Origin of the sequence: Methylobacterium sp. DB0501, assembly GCF_011043735.1 — a bacterium.
GTDB classification, from domain to species: Bacteria; Pseudomonadota; Alphaproteobacteria; order Rhizobiales; family Beijerinckiaceae; genus Methylobacterium; species Methylobacterium alsaeris.
Genome location: NZ_JAAKGV010000019.1, coordinates 95,681 through 112,712, shown reverse-complemented (window position 1 = coordinate 112,712; position 17,032 = coordinate 95,681). Strand labels below are relative to the sequence as shown.

Here is a 17,032-nt window from a genome sequence, read left to right as displayed (position 1 = left end):
ACCATGGCGCGGGAGATCCTCGTCCTCGGCGGCGGCGGGCAGGTCGGTACCGAATTGCAGCGGCAATCCTTCGGGGAGGGCGTGGTCATCCACGCCCCCACCCGGGACGCCCTCGACATCACCGACGAGGCGGCGGTCGCCCGCGTCGTCGCCGAGCGTCCTTACGCGGCGGTGATCAACACCGCCGCCTATACGGCGGTCGACAAGGCCGAGAGCGACGTCGCGGCGGCCTGGCGGCTCAACGCCCTGGCGCCCGCCTATCTGGCGGCGGAGACGGCGAAGGCCGGCATCCCGCTAATCCACGTCTCGACCGACTACGTCTTCGACGGCTCGGGCAAAGGCGCCTACGCCGCCGATGCCCCCGTGAACCCGGTCAGCGTCTACGGCGCCAGCAAGGCCGCCGGCGAGATGGCGGTGCGCACCGGCAACCCGCGCCACGCGGTGGTCCGCACGGCCTGGGTGGTGAGCCCGCACCGGGCGAACTTCGTCAAGACGATGCTGCGCCTTGCGGCCGAGCGCGACAAGCTGACGGTGGTCGACGACCAGCGCGGCTGCCCGACCTCGGCCGGCGACCTCGCGGCGGCGCTCGTGGCCATCGGCTTACGCTTCGCCGAGGACGAGACGGCGCCCGTCGGCACCTATCATTGCGTCAATGCCGGCGCGACGACCTGGTACGACTTTGCCAAGGCCATCATGGCCGGTGCGGCGACCCGCGGCGCCCGCGCGGTGCCGGTCGAGCCGATCCCGAGCACGGCCTTCAAGACCCCGGTCACCCGGCCGGCCAATTCCGAGCTCTCGACCGAGACCCTGACCCGCGCCTTCGGCGTCGTGCCGCGGCCGTGGGGTGAAGCCCTCGACGACATCCTGGACCAGCTCATCGGTCCCGCGGCGAACCGCGCCTGAAGGAGTAAAGCACCATGAAGGGCATCGTGCTCGCCGGCGGGTCCGGCACGCGGCTGCATCCGGCGACGCTGGCGATCAACAAGCAGCTGCTGCCGGTCTACGACAAGCCGATGATCTACTACCCGGTCTCGGTGCTGATGCTGGCCGGCATCCGCGACATCCTGCTGATCTCGTCGCCGGAGCATATCGACAACTACAAGCGCCTGTTCGGCACCGGCGAGCAGTTCGGGATCAGCATCTCGTACGCGCTGCAGCCGAAGCCGGAAGGGCTGGCCCAGGCCTTCATCATCGGCCGCGAATTCGTCGGCGACGATTCGGTCGCGCTGGTGCTCGGCGACAACCTGTTCTTCGGCGCCGGCATGCGCCAGCTCCTGGCCAAGGCCAAGGCGCGGGAGGCGGGCGCGACGGTGTTCGCCTACCACGTCGACCAGCCGGAGGCCTACGGCGTCGTCACCCTCGACAAGCAGGGCCGCGCCACCAAGCTCGTCGAGAAGCCGAAGAACCCGGAATCGCCCTGGGCGGTGACCGGCCTCTACTTCTACGACAACCAGGTGCTCGACATCGCGGCGGCGGTGAAGCCCTCGCCCCGCGGCGAACTCGAGATCACCGACGTCAACCAGGCCTATCTCGACCGCGGCCAGCTCCACGTCGAGTGCATGTCGCGCGGCTATGCCTGGCTCGACACCGGCACCCACGACAACCTGCTGGAAGCCGGCGAGTTCGTCCGGGTGATCCAGCACCGCCAGGGCATGCAGGTCGCCTGCCTGGAGGAGATCGCCTATCTCCAGGGCTTCATCACCCGCGAGCAGGTGGTGGCCCGCGGCCAGCTCTTCGCCAAGACCAATTACGGCCAGAGCCTGCTGCGCCTCGCCCGCGAGGAGGAGCCGGGCCAGGGGTTCTCCTGATCCGTTCATCGGTTCTCGGATCGAGGGCCGCGCCACCCCCGCGAGGGGAGGGCGCGGCCCTTCGCGTTCAGGTCCCGCAGCGACCTGTGCCTCGCCCAAAAAGACCGAGTTTTCGCCGCGCCCCGGCGCATGCTAAGGCCGCAGGCACGGTCAAGCCTCCCGGCGGGCGCGCGACTCTTCTTCAGGAATGGGCGACAGCATGAAGGACATCCTCGAACGGCTCGACCAGCGGCGCGCGCAGGCCCGGGTCGGCGGCGGCGAGAGCCGGGTGGCGGCGCAGCACAAGCGCGGCAAGCTGACGGCGCGCGAGCGCATCGAGCTCCTCCTCGACTCCGGGTCGTTCGAGGAATTCGACATGTTCGTGCAGCACCGCTCGAACGATTTCGGGATGGAGAAGCAGAAGATCCCGGGCGACGGCGTCATCACCGGCTGGGGCACCATCAACGGCCGTGCCGTCTTCGTGTTCTCCAAGGACTTCACGGTCTTCGGCGGTTCGCTCTCCGAGGCGCACGCCCAGAAGATCATCAAGGTCCAGGACATGGCGCTCAAGATGCGCGCCCCGATCATCGGCATCTTCGATGCCGGCGGCGCCCGCATCCAGGAGGGCGTCGCGGCGCTCGGCGGCTACGGCGAGGTGTTCAAGCGCAACGTCACGGCGTCCGGCGTGATCCCGCAGATCTCGGTCATCATGGGGCCGTGCGCGGGCGGCGACGTCTACTCGCCGGCAATGACCGACTTCATCTTCATGGTGCGCGACACGAGCTACATGTTCGTGACCGGCCCGGACGTGGTGAAGACCGTCACCAACGAGGTGGTGACGGCGGAAGAGCTCGGCGGCGCCAAGGTCCACACCTCGAAGTCGTCGATCGCCGACGGCTCCTACGAGAACGACGTCGAGGCGCTGCTGCAGATCCGGCGCCTGATGGACTTCCTGCCGGCCAACAACCAGGCCGGCGTGCCGGAGCTCGAGAGCTTCGACGATCCCTCCCGCCTCGACCGCAGCCTCGACACCCTGATCCCCGACAACCCGAACAAGCCCTACGACATGGGCGAGCTGATCCGGCGGGTCGTCGACGAGGGCGACTTCTTCGAGATCCAGGCGGCGTATGCCCGCAACATCATCACGGGCTTTGCCCGGATCGAGGGCCGCACCGTCGGCTTCGTGGCCAACCAGCCGATGGTGCTGGCCGGCGTGCTCGACTCCGACGCCTCGCGCAAGGCCGCGCGCTTCGTGCGCTTCTGCGACGCGTTCTCGATCCCGATCGTGACCTTCGTCGACGTGCCGGGCTTCCTGCCGGGCACCGCGCAGGAATATGGCGGCCTGATCAAGCACGGCGCGAAGCTGCTCTTCGCCTACAGCCAGGCGACGGTGCCGCTCGTCACCGTCATCACCCGCAAGGCCTTCGGCGGCGCCTACGACGTGATGGCCTCCAAGCATGTCGGCGGCGACGTGAACTACGCCTGGCCCACCGCGCAGATCGCCGTGATGGGCGCCAAGGGCGCGGTCGAGATCATCTTCCGCCAGGACCTCGGCGATCCGGAGAAGATCGCGGCGCGCACCAGCGAGTACGAGGAGCGCTTCATGTCGCCGTTCGTGGCGGCCGAGCGCGGCTACATCGACGAGGTGATCATGCCGCATTCGACGCGGCGGCGCATCGCCCGGGCGCTCGCCATGCTGCGCACCAAGGAGAGCGAGCAGCCCTGGAAGAAGCACGACAACATCCCGTTGTAACGGGAACGGGGCGGCGGAGCCCGGCTCCGCCGCCCTGTTCGGGTGTCGCCGCCCGTTCGGCGTCACCCCGCTTTCAAAAACTTCTCCACGCTTCCCGTCAGCCCGCTCGAATGCCCGGCGAGGCTCTCCGACACCGCCCGGACGCTCTCGGCGATCCGGCCGGTGGCGCTCGCGGCGTCCGACACCGCCAGGATGTTCGACGACACTTCCTGCGTCGAGGCGGCCTGCTGCTCGACGGCGCTGGCGATGGCCAGCGTCAGCCGTGACAGCTCCGCCACCGCGTTGCTGATCGTGGCGATCGCCGCCACCGCCTCGCCGGTCGCGCCCTGGATGTCGCCGATGCGCTGGGTGATCTCGCCGGTGGCCTTGGCGGTCTGGCCGGCCAGTTCCTTGACCTCGGCGGCGACGACCGCGAAGCCGCGCCCCGCTGCGCCGGCCCGGGCCGCCTCGATCGTCGCGTTCAGCGCCAGCAGGTTGGTCTGGTCGGCGATGGTCGAGATCATGCCGACGACCGAATCGACCTCGCGGGCCTTGGCCGAGAGGCTGCGCACCGTGGCGTCGGTCGCCTCGGCCTGAGCGGCGATCTGCTGGGCTCGCTCGGAGACCCGGCCGACCTGGCCCGAGATTTCCTGGATCGAGGCGGTCATCTCCTCCGAGCCCGCCGCCACCGTCGCGGCGCGGTCGCGCGCCTCATCGGCCGACTGGCCGAGGCCGTTGGCGGACAACCGCATTTCCTCCACCGCGCTGCTCATGGCGCCGACCACCTGCGACACGTCGGAGGCCATGTTCACCTGCGCGGTCACCACCGACCAAGTCAGCATCGGCCCGATATAGGTGCCGTCCGGCCCCATGATCGCCGAGACCTGGAGGTCGAGCGTTTCCGGACCGAGCTTGATCTTGGTCCGGTGCGGCAGCCGGCTCGCATCGGCCAGCATCCGGCGCTGGTGCGACGGGTTCTTGTGGAAGACGTCGATGGAGGTTCCGACCATCAGGTCCGTCGCGACCGGCAGGTACTGCGCCAGCGGGCCGAGGGTCCGGCGCGAGGCGCCGTTCATGTAGTCGATGCGGAATTCGTTGTGCGGGTCGGCGGTCATCACCGCGACCGGCATCCCCTCGATCATCGTCAGCAGACGGCTGATCTCGTTCTTCTTCTTGGTGATGTCGGCGGCGAGCTTGACCACCTTGACCGGCTTGCCGGCGGCGTCGAGCACCGGGTTGTAGGTCGCCTCGAGCCAGACGCGCTTGCGGTTCTTGCCGAAGCGCAGGAACTCGTCGGCGAAGAACTCGCCCGCACGCAGCTTGTCCCAGAACACCGCGTAATCGGGCGAGGCCGCCGCCTCCTTGTCGAGGAACATGCGGTGATGCTTGCCGACGATCTCGTCGAGCCGGTAATCGAGCAGGTTGAGGAAGTTGGCGTTGGCCTGGATCACCGTGCCGTCGAGATTAAACTCGATGATGGCAAGAGACTTGTTGAGGGCCTGCAATGTCGCTTCCGACAAGCTCTCACGGTGCTTCCGAAACATGTCGCCATTTCCTTGGTGGGCGAATTTGGTTCAAAATTGGGCGCTTAGTATTAAAAAAAACTGAAGGTACGGCCACATCTCAGTTACCGTATTGGGTGCCAGGGGCTGACAGGGTGATTTGCACCGGGTGCGGCACGGCGGCCTGACGCAAAAAATCACAAAACGATGTGACTGGACAAACGGTTAGTCCGGTTGCTCCAGATCTCTCCGAGTCCGGCACCCTGTTGGCGTGTAACGGTGAGATCCGAATGCTGGACGGCGTCCGATCCTCGTCAGATCGTCGGCGCTGTATTCTGACCGAGCGTCATTCACGGCGCCAAGTTTTCGTATTGCCTGCCTCTGGATTGTGTTCGGTCTAGACTGGTTGGCCGAGGCCGCCGGGGTGGCGGCCTCTCCATCGTCCGTAAGCGTTTTTTACGCGGCCGTCAGGCCCTGCTCGCGGATCCAGGCGTGCGTGCGATCGAGCGCGGTGCCGAGCCGGTCGAACAGGGTGTCGATCTCGTCCGGGCGGATCACCAGGGGCGGGCAGACCGCGACGCGGTCGCCGGTGAGGAAGCGGACGATCAGGCCCTCCTCCTGCGCGAAGGCGACGCAGCGGGCGGCCACACCGGCCTTCGGGTCGTACTGGCGCTTCGTCGCCTTGTCGGCGACGATCTCGAGGCCGCCGATCAGGCCGAGCCCCTTGGCCTCGCCGACGAGCGGGTGCTCCTCCAGGGCCGACAGGCGGCGCTGGAAGTGCGGCGCCTTCTCGGCCGCGCCTTCGATGATCTTGTCGCGCTTGTAGATCTCGATGGTCTTCAACGCCACCGCGCTCGCCACCGGGTGGCCCGAATAGGTGGTGCCGTGGCCGAAGGTGCCGATCTTGCGGCTCTGGTCCTGCATCGCCTGGTACAAAGTCTCGTCGACCGTGACGCCGCCGAGCGGCATGTAGGCCGAGGTCAGCGCCTTGGCGAAGGACAGGCTGTGGGGCTTCATGCCCATGGCCTCGGAGCCGAACCAGGTGCCGAGCCGGCCAAAGCCGCAGATCACCTCGTCGGCGATCAGCCGCACGTCGTAGCGGGCGAGCACCGGCTCGATGGCGGCAAAGTACCCCGTCGGCGGCACGATGGCGCCGCCCGCGCCCATCACCGGCTCGGCGATGAAGGCCGCGACGGTCTCCGGGCCCTCGCGCAGGATCATCTCCTCCAGCTCGGCGGCGAGCCGTACTGAGTAGGCCTCCTCGCTCTCGCCGGGATGCGCGCCGCGGTAATGGTGCGGGCAGGCGGCGTGCAGGAAGCCCGGCAGCGGCAGGTCCCAGTCGGCGTGGTTGGCGGTGAGGCCGGTGAGCGAGGCCGACGCCACGGTGACGCCGTGATAGCCCTTTTGCCGGCCGATGATCTTCTTCTTCTGCGGCCGGCCGAGCGCGTTGTTGAGGTACCAGGTCAGCTTGACCTGGGTGTCGTTGGCCTCCGAGCCCGAGGAGGTGAAGAACACCTTCGAGACCGGGATCGGCGCCAGCTCCTTCAGGGTCTCGGCCAGCTCGATCGCCGGGTCGTGGCTGCGGCCGGAGAACAGGTGGGTGAAGGGCAGCCGCGCCATCTGCTCGCGGGCGGCCTCGACCAGCTCCTCGTTGGAATAGCCGAGCGCCGTGCACCACAGGCCGGCCATGCCCTCGAGATAGGGCCGGCCGTCGGTGTCGTAGACCCAGACGCCGTGGCCGCGCTCCAGCACCAGCGGCCCGGTCTGCCGGAAGGCCGCCAGGTTGGTGTAGGGGTGGATCAGGGTTTCGACGTCGCGGGTGGCGAGGTTCGAGAGCATCGTCGCTTTTGCTTTCTCATGGACGGGGCCGAACAGGCCCCTGGACCGCACGGAGCAGAATTCGCTTGCGCCGTCACACTAGCGGCGCGATGCCGACGCACAACCCGGGCCGTCCTCGCGGACCGCCCGCACAATCCTGGTCAGACCGACGCGCATGCTCGACCCCGCTGAACTCGTTTCGACGCCTGCGCCCGGCCGCGCCTGCGGCGCCTGCACCCTGTGCTGCAAGGTCTACGACGTGCCGGCCGTCGAGAGCGTGGCCGGCGAGTGGTGCCGCCACGCCAAGCCCGGCCGCGGCTGCGGCATCCACGAGACCCGGCCCGGCCATTGCCGCGCCTTCCACTGCCTCTGGATGACGGAGGGCTGGATCGGGCCGGAATGGAAGCCCGACAAGGCCAAGATGGTTCTGAGCATCGACCCGACGACGCGTTTCCTTCACGTCCAGGTCGATCCGAGCCAGCCCGCGATCTGGCGCAAGGAGCCGTATTACGGCCAGCTCAAGCGCTGGGCCGTGGCGTCGATCCCGCAGCGTCGGCACGTGCTGGTCTTCGTCAACCGCAGCGCCACCGTGGTGCTGCCGGACCGGGACGTGCCGCTCGGCATCTTCCTGCCCGGCGACCGGCTCGTCGCCCGCGAGCGGATGACGCCGAACGGCGTCGTCCTCGACGTGGAGAAGCGGGCGGTGACGTAGGGCGGCGGGTTCAGCCGCCGTCGGCCCGGGCCGCGTCGCGCCAGGCCAGCACCACCCGCTCCAGCTCGGCCACGTCGCCGGGCGGCAGCCGGCCGAGGGTGCGGGCGACGTAGCCCTGCTGCGTGGCGATGCCGGAGCGGGCGAGCGCCAGCCCGGCCTCGGTCAGGTGCAGGGCGTGCGAGCGCCGGTCGCCCGGGATCGGGCGCCGCTCGACCATCCCCGCCTCGACCAGCCGGTCGATTAGGCCCGAGACGTTGCCCTTGGTGACGTAGAGCCGCTCGGCGAGGTCCTGCTGGGTCAGGCCCTCGCGCTCGGACAGGGTCGAGAGCACGTCGAATTGCGGGATCGACAGCCCCACCGTCTTCAGTTCCGCCGCCACCGCGGCCGAGACGCGCCGGTGCAGGCGGAGGAAGCGGAACCAGACCCGCAGCGGGTCGGCCTCAGCCGTGGGATGGGCGCGCGAGGATGCCGTCATGGCGGATAGTTTACATCAGAACTATCTCGGCGCCACGCCCCTGCGCACTCTAGCCGCCCTTCCACCGCTGCCATAAGCTGACACCCTCAGACCGCGGGCTCGCGAGGCCCCGGCGACCGAGGGCTGCGCCATGAGCGCGGCTCCATCACGGGAAGGACGACACGCCATGCTCGGCCTGATGCAGGACTGGCCCCTGCTGATCCACCGCGTCATCGACTACGCCGCCGTGCAGCACGGCGCCCGCCCGGTCATCTCGCGCTCGGTCGAAGGGCCGATGCACCGGACCGACTACGCCGCGGTGCGCCAGCGCTCCTTGCGCCTGTCGAAGCGCCTCGCCGCCGACGGCATCCGCCTCGGCGACCGGATCGCGACGCTGGCCTGGAACACCTGGCGCCACCTCGAGACCTGGTACGGCATCACCGGCATCGGGGCGATCTACCACACGGTCAACCCGCGGCTGTTCGAAGACCAGATCGCCTACATCATCAACCACGCCGAGGACCGGATCCTCTTCCTCGACCTGACCTTCGTGCCGCTGGTCGAGCGCCTGGCCGACAAGCTGCCGACGGTCGAGCGCTACGTCGTCCTCACCGACGGCGCCCACATGCCGCAGACCGCCTTGCGCAACGCCGTCGCCTACGAGGACTGGCTGGCGGAGGCCGACGACGACTTCGCCTGGGCGACCTTCGAGGAGAACACCGCGGCAGGCCTCTGCTACACCTCCGGTACCACCGGCCTGCCGAAGGGCGTGCTCTACTCGCACCGCTCGAACGTGCTGCTGGGGCTGATGGTGAACAACCCGGCCTTCATCGCGCTCGCGCCCACCGACATGGCGATGCCGGTGGTGCCCCTGTTCCACGCCAATGCCTGGGGCTTCTCCTTCGCGGCGCCGATGTCGGGCGCCGGCCTCGTCATGCCGGGCCCGAAGCTCGACGGCGCTTCGGTGCACGAGATCCTGGAGACCACCGGCGTCACCGTCACGGCGGCGGTGCCCACCGTCTGGCTCGGCCTGCTGCAATACCTCGACACGACGGGCAAGCGCCTCAGCCACCTCAAGCGGGTGGTGATCGGCGGCTCGGCCTGCCCGCGGGCGATGACCGAGCGCTTCGAGCGCGAATACGGCGTCACCGTCGACCATGCCTGGGGCATGACCGAGATGAGCCCGATCGGCTCCTATTGCTCGCTCAAGCCCGAGGTCGCCCATCTCGAAGGCGAGGCCCGCCTCGACCTCAAGATGAAGCAGGGCTACGCCCCCTTCGGCGTCGAGTTCCGGCTGACCGACGACGAGGGGCGCGACCTGCCCTGGGACGGCACCACCTTCGGCCGCCTCAAGGTCTCGGGGTTCGCGGTGGCGAAAGCCTATTTTCGCTCGGACGAGCCGATCCTCGACGATCGCGGCTTCTTCGATACCGGCGACGTCGCGACCATCGACCCCAACGGCTACATGGCGATCACCGACCGCTCGAAGGACGTGATCAAGTCCGGCGGCGAGTGGATCTCCTCGATCGACCTGGAGAACCTGGCGGTCGGCCATCCCGACGTGGCCGAGGCCGCGGTGATCGGCGTGCAGCACCCGAAATGGGACGAGCGCCCGCTCCTCATCGTGGTGCCGAAGGAGGGGCGCACCCCCGACAAGGCCGACATCCTGGCCTACATGGCGCCGCGCATCGCCAAGTGGTGGATGCCCGACGACGTGGTGGTGGTTCAGGCCATCCCCCACACCGCCACCGGCAAGATCCAGAAGACGGCGCTCCGCGACCAGTTCCGGGATTACCGGTTGCCCGGCGCGGCCTGACCTCCGCGGCGGGCGTCCTCCGGGTGCCCGCCGCCTCCCGCGGCCTCCGACGACCCTTGGGCGCGACCTTATCGCGCGCTCGCCCCGCGGTGACGAACGCCCCCGTGCGCATAGCTGAGGAGGCAGCGCGGTATCGTCGGGGGGAGCCCGGATGCGGGAGGATCTGACCGTCTACTACGATGGGGCCTGCCCGCTCTGCCGGACCGAGATCGCGCATTACCGCGGCCAGGCCGGTGCGGAGCGCGTCCGCTTCGTCGATCTCGCCGGTTTCGGGACCGATGCCGCCCTGGGGCCGGATCTCGACCTGCCCGCCGCCCGGGCCCGGTTCCACGTCCGCGAGACGGATGGGCGCCTCGTCTCCGGTGCCGCCGCCTTCGCGCGGCTGTGGCGCCGTCTGCCGGGCTGGCGCTGGCTCGCCCGCCTCGTCGAGCTGCGGGTCTTCGGCCGGCAGCCCGTCCTGCCCCTGGCCGAGGCGGCCTACCGCCTGTCGCTGCCGCTCCGGCCGCGGCTGGTGCGGCTCCTGCGCCTGTCCGGCCGCATCCGATGAGCGATGCCGCGCCGGCCGGCGGCCTTTTCTCGACCAGCGCGCGTGCGGCAACGGCTGGGTGCGTCATGGAGCAGCGCGGTGAGACCGATATGAGCATCGCGGTCGTCGTCGGAGCCTCGGGCGGGGTCGGCCGCGCCCTCGTCGCCGCACTCGCGGCGGGGGGAGCCTACGAGACGGTGTTCGCCCTGTCGCGCGCGGGCACGTCCCACCCCGACCCCGTCCGCTGCCTGCCCGTCGACGTTACCGACGAGGCCTCCGTCGCGGCGGTGGCCGGGCGCGTCGGGGAGGCCGGGCCGGTCGGGCTGGTGATCGTCGCCAGCGGCATCCTGCACGGGCCGGGCATCGCCCCGGAGAAGGCGCTCCGCACCCTGGACCCCGCCGCGATGGCCACGGTCTTCTCCGTCAACGCCCTCGGTCCCGCCCTGGTCGCCAAGCACGTCCTGCCGCTGATGCCGCGCAAGGAACGCTCCGTCTTCGCCGCCCTCTCGGCCCGGGTCGGTTCGATCGGCGACAACCGCCTCGGCGGCTGGTACGCCTACCGGGCCTCGAAGGCGGCGCTCAACCAGATCCTGCGCACGCTGGCCATCGAGACGGCGCGCACCCATCCCGGGCTGATCGTCGCGGGCCTGCATCCCGGCACGGTGCAGACGGCCCTGTCCCGGCCGTTCCGCCCCGATCCGGGGCCGGGCCTGTTCACGCCGGAGGAGAGCGCGACGCACCTGCTGCGGGTCCTGGACGGGCTGCAGGCCGGCGATTCCGGTCGCGTCTTCGCCTGGGACGGGGAGCCGATTCCACCGTAACGGCGCCGAGGCGCCGCATGCGAAGGTCGTGTCACACCCGCCGCAGCCGCACCCCGAACAGCCGCAACGCCACCAGCAGCGTCGCCGCGTAGGCGACGAGCCCGGCGAGGCCCAACGCCGCCAGCACCGCCAGTTCGCGGAACCGCGGCAGGGAGGGCATCAGGCGCTCGATCAACGGCAGGCCGCCCAGCGTGCAGGCGGCGAGCACGATGCAGGCGGCGAGCACCCCGCAGGCGGTGACGACCAGCGTGCGGCTCGGCGCGGTCCAGCCGCGGCCATAGGCGAGGCAGAACAGGATCAGCACGTTGACCCAGACCCCGGCGGCGGTGGCAAGCGCCAGGCCCATCACCCCGAGAGGTCCGGTGAGCACCACCTTCAAGCCCACATTGACGGCGACGGCGGTGAGCGAGGCGACCACCGGCGTGCGGGTGTCCTGGCGGGCGTAGAAGCTCGCCACGATCGAGCGGATCAGCACCGCCGCCGGAAGCGCCAGGCCGTAGGCCGCCAGCACCGCGCCGGACCGGGATGCCGCCTCGGCGTCGAAGGCGCCGCGCTGGAACAGGGCGGTCATGATCAGGTCCGGCACCAGCAGGAACGCCACCGCGAAGGGCGCCGACAGGGCGAGCGAGAAGCCGGTGGCGCGGTTCTGCGCCGCGTGGGCCCCGTCCGCGTCGCCGGCGGCGACGCGCCGGCTCATCTCCGGCAGCAGGACGGTGCCGGCGGCGATGCCGATGACCCCGAAGGGCAGCTGGTAGAGCCGGTCGGCGTAGTAAAGTGCCGAGACCGCGCCGGTCGGCAGGAACGAGGCGATGATCGTGTCGGCGAACATCGCGATCTGCACGCCGGCCGAGCCGATCACCGCCGGCCCGAGCATCCGGAAGAACCGGCGCATGCCGGCATCGTCCAGGGTCGGGCGCACGAGCGCGGGGGCGAGCCCGGCCTTTCGCGCATCGGCCCAGACCAGCAGGAATTGCAGCACCCCCGACACCGCGACGCCCCAGGCGGCGGCGTATCCGGCATTCGGGAACAGGAAGGCGAGGGCCAGCGCCGCCAGCAGCGAGACGTTGAGGAGGACGGGGGCCGCCGCCGCGGCGGCGAAGCGCCGGCGGGCGTTGAGGATGCCCGACAGCAGCGTCACCAGGGTGATGAACAGCAGGTACGGGAAGGTGATGCGGGTCAGCGTCACGGCGAGCGCGAATTTTTCGGGCTCGTCGGCGAAGCCGGGGGCGAGCGCCCGCACGATCAGCGGCATCAGCGGCAGGGCCAGCACCAGCAGCGCGACCTGCACCAGCAGCATCAGGGTGAAGACCCGGTCGGCGAAGGCCCGCGCCGCGCCTTCCTCCCCGCTGCCGTCGAGGGAGGCGTAGGTCGGCACGAAGGCGACATTGAACGCCCCCTCGCCGAAGATGGCGCGGAAGTGGTTCGGCAGCCGGAAGGCCACCACGAAGGCGTCGGCGATCGGGCCGGCGCCCATCACGGCGGCCATGACCACGTCGCGCAGGAAGCCGGTGGCGCGGGAGACCAGCGTCCAGCCGCCGACCGAGAGGATGCTGCGAATCATGCGGCGGTCCATAGCACAGGGCTGCCGCGAGAAGCGCGACCGGACGACTTAGGCGGCGCCCGAATAGCGCGCGCGCCGGCCGGTGCGGCGGTCGTCCCGGCGGTCGTCCCGGATCGGGCGTTCGTGGCCCGCCGCCGCCGGGCCGATGCGCTCGGCGACGACGTAGAGCGGGCGGCGCTTCACCTCGGCGAAGATGCGCCCGATATACTCGCCGATGATGCCGAGCGACATCAGCTGCACGCCGGAGAAGAACATCACCGAGACGATCAGCGAGGCGTAGCCCGGCACGTCGGGGCCGCGCAGCAGCGTGTCGGCGACGAAGTAGAGCGCGGTCAGGAAGGCGATGCCGGCGATCCCGCCGCCGAGATAGGTCCAGACCCGCAGCGGCACGGTCGAGAACGAGGTGATGCCGTCGAAGGCGAAGCGGAACAGCTTGCGGAAGCTCCATTTCGAGCTGCCGTGCTGGCGCTCCTCGACCTGGTAGGGCACGCCGACCGAGCGGAAGCCGATCCACGAATACAGGCCCTTCGAGAACCGGGCGCGCTCGGGGAGAGAGCGCAGGACCTCGACGCCCTTGCGGTCGATCAGGCGGAAATCGCCGGCCCCCTCGGGCAGCGGCATCTCGCCGAAGCGGGCGAACAGGCGGTAGAACAGCCGGGCGAAGCCGCGCCGCATCGCGCTCTCGTCGTCGCGGTCGGTGCGCTGGGCGTAGACCATCACGTTGCCCTCGCGCCAGCGCTCCCAGAAGGTCGCGATCAGCTCGGGCGGGTGCTGCAGGTCGGCATCCATGATGACGACGGCGCGGCCCTCGGCGTGGTCGAGCCCGGCCGCGATGGCGATCTCCTTGCCGAAGTTGCGGCTGAACGAGACCGCGCCGACGCGCGGCTCGGCGGCGTGATGGGCGGCGATCACCGCGGCGGTGTCGTCGTGGCTGCCGTCATCGACGAACACCACCTCCCAGGCCGCAGTCAGGCGGTCCAGCACCGGGACCAGACGGGCAAGCAGCGGGGCGACGTTGGCGCTCTCGTTGAAGACCGGTATGACGACGCTCAGGTCGACCGGTTCGGGGTGTCTGAACAGCTCCACGGCGCTGTCCCTCGTTTCGGTGTCTGGCGCCGGCGGAGGCCGGCGGGGCGGTCATCGAGGCCGGTGCGGTCACCGGCGGCTCCAGCGCGAGATACGCGATGCTTCCTGAACGGCGCCCGGTCGTGCTCTGCGCCGACGATTACGGCCTGAGCCCGGGCGTCAGCCGGGGCATCCTCGACCTGGCGCGACGGCAGCGCATATCAGCCACCGGGTCGATGACCAACATCCCGGCCTTCAGGGACGCGGCGCCGGCCCTGCGCGAACTCCGCGGCACGATCGGCCTGGGCCTCCACCTCACCCTGACGACCGGCGCCCCTCTCGGACCCCTGCCGCGCCTCGCACCGGACGGGCGCCTGCCGCCGCTCGGCCGGCTCCTGTCGCTCAGCCTGTCCGGCCGCCTCTCCGCCGCGGAGGTCCGCCCCGAGATCGAGCGCCAGCTCGACGCCTTCGCGGCGGCGACGGGCCGCCTGCCCGACTTCGTCGACGGGCACCAGCACGTCCACGTCTTGGCCGGCGTGCGGAGCGCGCTCCTCGCGGCGCTCGCAGCGCGGGGCTGGCGCGGCTGGCTGCGCGACCCGGGCGACCGCCTCGGTGCGATCCGGGCCCGGCCGCAGGCCCGCAAGGCGCTGGTGGTGGCGGCCCTGGGGCTCGGCTTCCGGCGGGATGCCCGGCGGGCGGGCTTTCCCACCAACCGGGGCTTCTCCGGCTTCTCGGATTTCGCGGAAGGGGAGGGGTTCGCCGACGCCTTCGAGCGGAGCTTCCGCGCGCTCGGACCGGCGCCCCTGGTGATGTGCCATCCGGGGGAGATCGACGAGGCTCTGCGCGCCCTCGACCCGGTGGTGGCGAGCCGGCCGCTGGAACTCGCTTATCTCGGATCGGATCGCTTCGCGGACTTTCTCGAGCGGGAGGGGATCCGGCTCGCGCCGGGGCCGGCCTCCGGCACGGCACGCGCCCGTTCCGCTCAACCGGAGTGACGCCCTCCCGGTCGTCCTGGGGCCGCGCAGCGGAACCCGGGATCCCCAACCGCCGACGGTTCAGGGGATGTCGGGAACAAGGTCCGCCTCATCCTGCATCGCCGGCGATCGGGGATCCCGGCTTCTCGCCTGCGGCGGGGCGAAAACGCCGCCGCTCGATGAAGGCCGCAGCAGGCAAAGAAAACCCCCTCGCCCGGGCGGGGAGGGGGTTCTCGATCAACGATTATGCGGCGTCGATCAGGCGATCGCCTCGCCGTACATCTTCTCGACGTGCTCCCAGTTCACCAGATTCTCGATGAACGCCTTGAGGTAGTCGGGGCGACGGTTGCGGTAATCGATGTAGTAGGAGTGCTCCCACACGTCGACGCCGAGGATCGGCTTGGCGCCGTGGACCAGCGGGTTCTCGCCGTTGGGGGTCTTCATGATCTCGAGCTTGCCGTTCTTCACGGCGAGCCAGGCCCAGCCGGAGCCGAACTGCGACACGCCGGCCTGGATGAAGTCGGCCTTGAACTTGTCGGTGCCGCCGAGGTCCTCGGCGATCTTCTTCTCCAGCGCGCCCGGGATCGCGCCGCCGCCGTTCGGCTTCATCCACTGCCAGAAGTGGATATGGTTGTAGTGCTGGCCGGCGTTGTTGAAGAGCGGCTGGTTCTGGCCGTAGGAGGCCTTCACCACCTCCTCGACGCTCTTGCCGGCGAGCTCCGAGCCCTCGAGGAGCTTGTTGCCGGTGTCGACATACGCCTTGTGGTGCTTGTCGTGGTGGAACTCCAGGGTCTCCTTCGACATGTAGGGCTGCAGCGCGTCGTAGGCGTAGGGGAGTTCGGGCAGCGTGAAGGCCATGGCGTGTCTCCGGATCGCATGGGTTTTTGCGCGGCGAGACCTGAGAGGCCGAGACCCGAGAGGCGCCGCCGCGGCACCCGCGTCTACCTAAGTCGGCCCCGGGCCGGCGGCAACGCCGCCGCCGCCTCCGGACGCCCGCATCCCGGACTTTGGTCGCGGTCAAGCGCGACGATTTTGCAAATGCGGCCGGCGTCGTTAAGTCTGGGCCGTCGCGGGCGGGCGGGGCGGCGGCCCCGGACCGCCCGTTCGGCTGTCCCCCAGCCGTCCGCCAGGCGGTCCGCTTCTGCCGCAAGCCCGAGAGTCCGATGATCGTTGCGTTGTCCGTGCTCGCCCTCCTGATGCTGATCGGCGGCCTCGCCGCGATGGTGCAGGGCATTCCGTTCGTGCGGCTCGAGGTCGGGTGGACGATGGTGATCGCCGGTACCGTCGGGGCGAGCGCCGGCGCCGTGCTGCTCGGCATCACCGCCGCGGTGGCGCGGCTCGGACGCATCGAGCGCGCCCTGGCCGGCGCCGCCGTCGCGCAGCGTCCCATCCCTGACCGTCCCGCACCGGCCCCCGTCCTCGCGGAACCCGCGCCGCCGGAGTCGGGTACCGCGCCGATCCGGGCCTTGCGCAGCGAGCCCGTCATGGGGTCGGCCCCGGGATCGGTCCAAGGATCGATCTTGCCGCCGGTTCCGTTCCCGGCCGCGACGCCGCCCGCGCCGCGCCCGGCGGAGCCGACCGGCCTCGACGGCGGGCCCGCGGCGAGCGAGCTGCGCCTGACCCGGGCCGAGGACGCCGATCCGCCGGCGGGGCCGCAGGACCCGGCCCATCACGAGCCGGTGCATCGCGAGCCGCTCCATGCGGAGCCCGTGCACCAGGACCCGGCGCATCGCGAGCTCGAGCCGCTCGCTCAAGAGCATCACGTTCGAGAGCCTCACGCTCCCATCGAGGAGCGGCGGTTCGAGGCCGGCGCGCCGCATGACGAGCCGGCGCCCCCGCCCGTCTCTCAGGCGGCGGAGCCGTCCCCGCCGCCTCCGCCGGAGCCCGCTCCGCCCCCGCCCCCTCCGGAGGAACTCCTGCCCGAGGAGCCGCCGGGCAAGACGGTGATCGGCACCTACGATTCCGGCGGCAACACCTACACGATGTATGCCGACGGCACGATCGACGCGGAGACGCCGGCCGGGCGCTTCCACTTCGCGTCGATCGACGAGCTGAAGGCGTTCCGCAGCGCCGGCGGCGAGGGGGCGGCCCGCTCCGCCTGATCCACCCGGCGTCCCGGTGTGCCGGTCCCATCCGGCCGGCGGGTCGAGGAGCACCCAGAGGCGCGCGATCCTGCGATCGGCGACGTCGGTTCCCGTCGCGGTGGCCGGTCCGCCCTCCGGGCCTGCCTGCCATCGCAGCGCGCCGAGGCCGTGGTGCCCGAC

Annotated in this window: 15 protein-coding genes; 9 read left to right on the top strand and 6 right to left on the bottom strand. The window is 70.5% G+C overall.

Annotation, left to right across the window (positions count from 1 at the left end; genetic code table 11):
• Positions 1 to 3 precede the first annotated feature (3 nt).
• From rfbD to G4G93_RS25230, 3 genes are all read left to right on the top strand, one after another.
• Positions 4 to 903 carry a dTDP-4-dehydrorhamnose reductase gene (rfbD, locus tag G4G93_RS25240; protein WP_165088497.1) on the top strand — a complete coding sequence of 300 codons (900 nt, stop codon included), beginning with the start codon at positions 4 to 6 and terminating at the stop codon, positions 901 to 903.
• 14 nt (positions 904 to 917) lie between these two features.
• Positions 918 to 1,808, top strand: a complete 891-nt coding sequence (gene rfbA, locus G4G93_RS25235) for a glucose-1-phosphate thymidylyltransferase RfbA (protein WP_165088494.1) — start codon at positions 918 to 920, stop codon at positions 1,806 to 1,808.
• 199 nt (positions 1,809 to 2,007) lie between these two features.
• Positions 2,008 to 3,540 (top strand): acyl-CoA carboxylase subunit beta, encoded by a 1,533-nt coding sequence (locus tag G4G93_RS25230; RefSeq protein WP_165088490.1) that lies wholly within the window; start codon positions 2,008 to 2,010, stop codon positions 3,538 to 3,540.
• A 62-nt stretch (positions 3,541 to 3,602) separates the two neighbouring features.
• Here the strand turns inward: G4G93_RS25230 and G4G93_RS25225 are convergent, their stop codons facing one another.
• A complete protein-coding gene (locus G4G93_RS25225) occupies positions 3,603 to 5,063 on the bottom strand; it encodes a methyl-accepting chemotaxis protein (RefSeq protein WP_165088487.1) in 1,461 nt (486 codons plus the stop codon).
• 414 nt (positions 5,064 to 5,477) lie between these two features.
• Positions 5,478 to 6,860, bottom strand: coding sequence for an aminotransferase (locus G4G93_RS25220; RefSeq protein ID WP_165088484.1), 1,383 nt, complete (start codon positions 6,858 to 6,860; stop codon positions 5,478 to 5,480).
• 154 nt (positions 6,861 to 7,014) lie between these two features.
• Between G4G93_RS25220 and G4G93_RS25215 the strand changes: the two genes are divergently transcribed.
• A complete protein-coding gene (locus G4G93_RS25215) occupies positions 7,015 to 7,551 on the top strand; it encodes a hypothetical protein (protein ID WP_165088481.1) in 537 nt (178 codons plus the stop codon).
• Positions 7,552 to 7,561: 10 nt separating this feature from the next.
• Here G4G93_RS25215 and G4G93_RS25210 read toward each other — a convergent pair whose 3' ends face one another.
• Complete coding sequence (locus G4G93_RS25210) at positions 7,562 to 8,026, bottom strand: MarR family winged helix-turn-helix transcriptional regulator (protein ID WP_165088477.1); 465 nt, start codon at positions 8,024 to 8,026, stop codon at positions 7,562 to 7,564.
• A 166-nt stretch (positions 8,027 to 8,192) separates the two neighbouring features.
• On the opposite strand from G4G93_RS25210, the gene G4G93_RS25205 reads away from it, so the two are divergent.
• The 3 genes from G4G93_RS25205 to G4G93_RS25195 all read left to right on the top strand — a co-directional run bounded on the left by G4G93_RS25205 (position 8,193) and on the right by G4G93_RS25195 (position 11,168).
• Positions 8,193 to 9,821, top strand: coding sequence for a long-chain-fatty-acid--CoA ligase (locus tag G4G93_RS25205; protein WP_165088474.1), 1,629 nt, complete (start codon positions 8,193 to 8,195; stop codon positions 9,819 to 9,821).
• A 151-nt stretch (positions 9,822 to 9,972) separates the two neighbouring features.
• On the top strand, positions 9,973 to 10,368 hold the full coding sequence (locus G4G93_RS25200; protein WP_165088471.1) for a thiol-disulfide oxidoreductase DCC family protein: 396 nt from the start codon (positions 9,973 to 9,975) through the stop codon (positions 10,366 to 10,368).
• Between the two features lie 89 nt (positions 10,369 to 10,457).
• Positions 10,458 to 11,168, top strand: coding sequence for an SDR family NAD(P)-dependent oxidoreductase (locus G4G93_RS25195; protein WP_165088468.1), 711 nt, complete (start codon positions 10,458 to 10,460; stop codon positions 11,166 to 11,168).
• 31 nt (positions 11,169 to 11,199) lie between these two features.
• Here G4G93_RS25195 and murJ read toward each other — a convergent pair whose 3' ends face one another.
• Together murJ and G4G93_RS25185 are read right to left on the bottom strand one after the other, a co-directional pair.
• Entirely contained in the window at positions 11,200 to 12,729 is a 1,530-nt protein-coding gene (gene murJ, locus G4G93_RS25190; RefSeq protein ID WP_165088465.1) for a murein biosynthesis integral membrane protein MurJ, read from the bottom strand.
• Positions 12,730 to 12,777: 48 nt separating this feature from the next.
• Positions 12,778 to 13,815 (bottom strand): glycosyltransferase family 2 protein, encoded by a 1,038-nt coding sequence (locus G4G93_RS25185; RefSeq protein WP_165088463.1) that lies wholly within the window; start codon positions 13,813 to 13,815, stop codon positions 12,778 to 12,780.
• Between the two features lie 98 nt (positions 13,816 to 13,913).
• On the opposite strand from G4G93_RS25185, the gene G4G93_RS25180 reads away from it, so the two are divergent.
• Complete coding sequence (locus tag G4G93_RS25180) at positions 13,914 to 14,789, top strand: ChbG/HpnK family deacetylase (RefSeq protein ID WP_165088460.1); 876 nt, start codon at positions 13,914 to 13,916, stop codon at positions 14,787 to 14,789.
• Between the two features lie 237 nt (positions 14,790 to 15,026).
• Here G4G93_RS25180 and G4G93_RS25175 read toward each other — a convergent pair whose 3' ends face one another.
• Entirely contained in the window at positions 15,027 to 15,626 is a 600-nt protein-coding gene (locus tag G4G93_RS25175; protein ID WP_048429540.1) for a superoxide dismutase, read from the bottom strand.
• A 305-nt stretch (positions 15,627 to 15,931) separates the two neighbouring features.
• Here G4G93_RS25175 and G4G93_RS25170 point away from each other — a divergent pair, with 305 nt between their 5' ends.
• Positions 15,932 to 16,870, top strand: coding sequence for a hypothetical protein (locus tag G4G93_RS25170; RefSeq protein ID WP_165088457.1), 939 nt, complete (start codon positions 15,932 to 15,934; stop codon positions 16,868 to 16,870).
• Positions 16,871 to 17,032 lie beyond the last annotated feature (162 nt).